The following is a 3174-nucleotide window of genomic DNA, read 5'->3' as shown; positions in this document are numbered from 1 at the left end:
TTGGGAGGTGGGGCCTATACAGCGGCCATCGAGACGGCAACGCCGCTGGCGCCGCCGCCTCCCGCGCTTCATTGAGACCTTTGGGCTTTGTAGCCGAGCAATCGGTACGCAGCCCTGTCTTTTGAGTAGTGCCGCTGTTTGAAAACTGAAGACAGAAAGAGAAACGTGGACGGCGGAGTTCTTGCGGACTTAGCTTAGGCTAAGTCGAACGAGACTTCGGTGTGCTGCGTTTTACAAGAGCCATCGCTGATGATTTGGGTGAAAGCCTGGGTCGTCAAGCAATGACTCCGTCAATACGCAGCGATTGCCGGAACAAACTCAGTATACAATCTGAGAGTTTGATCCTGGCTCAGAGCGAACGCTGGCGGCAGGCTTAACACATGCAAGTCGAACGGGCACTTCGGTGCTAGTGGCAGACGGGTGAGTAACACGTGGGAACGTACCTTTCGGTTCGGAATAATTCAGGGAAACTTGGACTAATACCGGATACGCCCTTCGGGGGAAAGATTTATCGCCGATAGATCGGCCCGCGTCTGATTAGCTAGTTGGTGAGGTAATGGCTCACCAAGGCGACGATCAGTAGCTGGTCTGAGAGGATGATCAGCCACATTGGGACTGAGACACGGCCCAAACTCCTACGGGAGGCAGCAGTGGGGAATATTGGACAATGGGCGCAAGCCTGATCCAGCCATGCCGCGTGAGTGATGAAGGCCTTAGGGTTGTAAAGCTCTTTTGTCCGGGAAGATAATGACTGTACCGGAAGAATAAGCCCCGGCTAACTTCGTGCCAGCAGCCGCGGTAATACGAAGGGGGCTAGCGTTGCTCGGAATCACTGGGCGTAAAGGGCGCGTAGGCGGACTTTTAAGTCGGGGGTGAAAGCCCAGGGCTCAACCCTGGAATTGCCTTCGATACTGAGAGTCTTGAGTTCGGAAGAGGTTGGTGGAACTGCGAGTGTAGAGGTGAAATTCGTAGATATTCGCAAGAACACCAGTGGCGAAGGCGGCCAACTGGTCCGATACTGACGCTGAGGCGCGAAAGCGTGGGGAGCAAACAGGATTAGATACCCTGGTAGTCCACGCCGTAAACGATGAATGCCAGCCGTTGGGGTGCATGCACCTCAGTGGCGCAGCTAACGCTTTAAGCATTCCGCCTGGGGAGTACGGTCGCAAGATTAAAACTCAAAGGAATTGACGGGGGCCCGCACAAGCGGTGGAGCATGTGGTTTAATTCGAAGCAACGCGCAGAACCTTACCAGCTTTTGACATGTCCGGTTTGAGGAACAGAGATGTACCTCTTCAGTTCGGCTGGCCGGAACACAGGTGCTGCATGGCTGTCGTCAGCTCGTGTCGTGAGATGTTGGGTTAAGTCCCGCAACGAGCGCAACCCTCGCCCCTAGTTGCCATCATTCAGTTGGGAACTCTAGGGGGACTGCCGGTGATAAGCCGCGAGGAAGGTGGGGATGACGTCAAGTCCTCATGGCCCTTACAGGCTGGGCTACACACGTGCTACAATGGCGGTGACAATGGGCAGCGAAGGAGCGATCCGGTGCTAATCCCAAAAAGCCGTCTCAGTTCAGATTGCACTCTGCAACTCGAGTGCATGAAGGTGGAATCGCTAGTAATCGTGGATCAGCATGCCACGGTGAATACGTTCCCGGGCCTTGTACACACCGCCCGTCACACCATGGGAGTTGGGTTTACCCGAAGGCGTCGCGCTAACCGCAAGGAGGCAGGCGACCACGGTAGGCTCAGCGACTGGGGTGAAGTCGTAACAAGGTAGCCGTAGGGGAACCTGCGGCTGGATCACCTCCTTTCTAAGGTCGGATCTTATCGGCTAGATTATCCTTCTGGATGGTCGAAACCCTTTGATCCCCTTTGAACAAAGAGGCCAAATCAGGCCTCGACATGCGGAACTTCGCCGTCTTCGTTTCTCTTTCTTTTCCGGGCGAATACGCTGGATTGATCAGGCATTTGGTCTGATCTCCGCGTATTCTGGGCCAACGCATGGTCTTTGGCCGGGCCGCAGATGTCATGTCTGTGGTTTTAGCCTTGGGCCTGTAGCTCAGTTGGTTAGAGCGCGCGCTTGATAAGCGTGAGGTCGGAGGTTCAAATCCTCCCAGGCCCACCAGGATCGATCGGTCACGAGCCGAAGGCTCGCAAGGCCGACCGGCCGCCGCGCCTCATGGCGCGTTACCAACGCAAAAGGGGCCATAGCTCAGTTGGGAGAGCGGTAGCTTTGCAAGCTTCAGGTCGTCGGTTCGATCCCGTCTGGCTCCACCAGCTCTTTGGCTTGTCCAAGATACCGGCCCGGAAATTCAGGTTTTGCTGATTGCTGCATTTATGCGGCGATAAGTAACGCTGTTTGTCATTGTGAAGAGGGAATAGATTTGCGGACGTCGCTACCCAGCGACATTCGATGTGCGGAAACCATCTGCGCTCGTCTTACGCGGGTCTATTCGGCAAGCAAAAATGGTCTTTCCGATCATTGTCTTGCAGATGTAAATCTGCGGACATCGATCATGAGAACGATCAAGTGCCTTAAGAGCATTCGGTGGATGCCTTGGCGCTGAGAGGCGATGAAGGACGTGATACGCTGCGATAAGCCGTGGGGAGCTGCGAATGAGCTTTGATCCGCGGATTTCCGAATGGGGAAACCCACCTTCGACAATTCGTATTGTGACCGCAGAGGTGAGCGCAAGCTTGCAGCTGTTGTTGCACTACGAATTGTCACATGAAGGTATTGAACTCTGAATACATAGGGGTTCAAAGCTAACCCAGGGAACTGAAACATCTAAGTACCTGGAGGAAAGGACATCAACGAGACTCCGTTAGTAGTGGCGAGCGAACGCGGACCAGGCCAGTGCCTGACTGTAAGTTACCGGAAGTGGTTGGGAAACCACGCATTAATGGGTGATAGCCCCGTACGGATCTGCGAACAGTTGGGACATGAGTAAGGCGGGACACGTGAAATCCTGTCTGAACGTGGGGGGACCACCCTCCAAGCCTAAGTACTCCTCAGCGACCGATAGTGAACAAGTACCGTGAGGGAAAGGTGAAAAGCACCCCGACGAGGGGAGTGAAATAGCACCTGAAACCGAATGCTTACAAACAGTGGGAGCTCAAGGTTCGTCCTGGGTGACCGCGTACCTTTTGTATAATGGGTCAGCGACTTAAT

Annotated in this window: 2 tRNA genes and 2 rRNA genes (1 of these 4 cut by a window edge); all 4 read left to right on the top strand. The window is 54.5% G+C overall.

The window, feature by feature from the left end:
* The first annotated feature begins 326 nt into the window (after positions 1 to 326).
* Positions 327 to 1813: ribosomal RNA gene (locus BMZ97_RS17980) — 16S ribosomal RNA — on the top strand.
* Positions 1814 to 2050: 237 nt separating this feature from the next.
* Positions 2051 to 2127: transfer RNA gene (locus tag BMZ97_RS17975), tRNA-Ile, on the top strand.
* Positions 2128 to 2203: 76 nt separating this feature from the next.
* Positions 2204 to 2279 (top strand) — tRNA-Ala (locus tag BMZ97_RS17970).
* Positions 2280 to 2526: 247 nt separating this feature from the next.
* Positions 2527 to 3174: ribosomal RNA gene (locus BMZ97_RS17965) — 23S ribosomal RNA — on the top strand (it continues 2169 nt past the right edge of the window).
* Together the 16S and 23S rRNA genes with 2 tRNA genes alongside form the textbook arrangement of a ribosomal RNA operon.

Origin of the sequence: Allobosea sp. OK403 (assembly GCF_900113835.1) — a bacterium.
Classification (GTDB): domain Bacteria; phylum Pseudomonadota; class Alphaproteobacteria; order Rhizobiales; family Beijerinckiaceae; genus Allobosea.
This window is presented reverse-complemented; position numbering and strand designations above follow the sequence as displayed.